This is a genomic window from Mesorhizobium sp. M7A.F.Ca.US.006.01.1.1 (assembly GCF_003997935.1).
Lineage (GTDB): Bacteria > Pseudomonadota > Alphaproteobacteria > Rhizobiales > Rhizobiaceae > Mesorhizobium.
The window spans coordinates 1-638 of record NZ_RZQL01000522.1 but is presented as its reverse complement, the minus strand read 5'-3'; the positions used below and the strand labels follow the sequence as shown (position 1 = coordinate 638).

General features: G+C 62.1%; 2 protein-coding genes. One reads left to right on the top strand and one right to left on the bottom strand.

Annotated features, from left to right (window positions below; all coding sequences use genetic code 11):
* Window positions 1-33 precede the first annotated feature (33 nt).
* The gene (locus EN943_RS37290) at window positions 34-213 is read right to left on the bottom strand and encodes a hypothetical protein (protein ID WP_206522897.1); all 180 of its coding nucleotides are present in this window, start codon (window positions 211-213) and stop codon (window positions 34-36) included.
* A 235-nt stretch (window positions 214-448) separates the two neighbouring features.
* Between EN943_RS37290 and EN943_RS38135 the strand changes: the two genes are divergently transcribed.
* The coding region (locus EN943_RS38135) for a hypothetical protein (RefSeq protein WP_206522896.1) at window positions 449-638 on the top strand (190 nt) is incomplete at its 3' end.

Here is a 638-nt window from a genome sequence, read left to right as displayed (position 1 = left end):
CATCAGGATAGTCCAGTCGAGCGATGTCCTCGTCTACGGTCCAGGCGCCGGGAAGTCGGCGGCCACGTCGGCTGCGACGATCCCGGCGTCTTCAAAATCCTGATCGACGACCTCGCCGTCAAACACCAGGCGAAGCGTGATCTCAAACCCTTCCCAGCCGCAGGTAACCGCCCGAAGCCTCGGCGAAACGGCACCGAGCAGCGCGCGTTGCACGATAGCAGCAGCTTCGCCCGAATGTCAGTATCGAGGTGGTCTCCAGAGTGGTCCTTACGAAGAGCGCCGGGGGCGCGTACCCACAAGTACGAGCGGCGGGCGCGAACCTTGTGCGGCGACCGGTGCCGGTCGCGGGGACGTGGAGGCGGCGGCCACGTCAGAACTCAAGACCGTTCGGCGGGTGACAGAAAACTCATTTACCGGGTGCGTCCCTTTCCATCAGGAAGGTGAGACAGTGGGCGACGCGGCGACACCGGACACGCGGTTCGCGCTGGCAAACGGCAGCACGGATAACGATAGAATGCAAGGGTCAATATGGTTTGTCAGCATTCTCACCCCCACTCAGAAAGGCACGAACATGAAAATCGGCATTGTTGGCGCTGGCAATATCGGCAGCGCACTCACCCATCTCTTCCGGGCTGCAG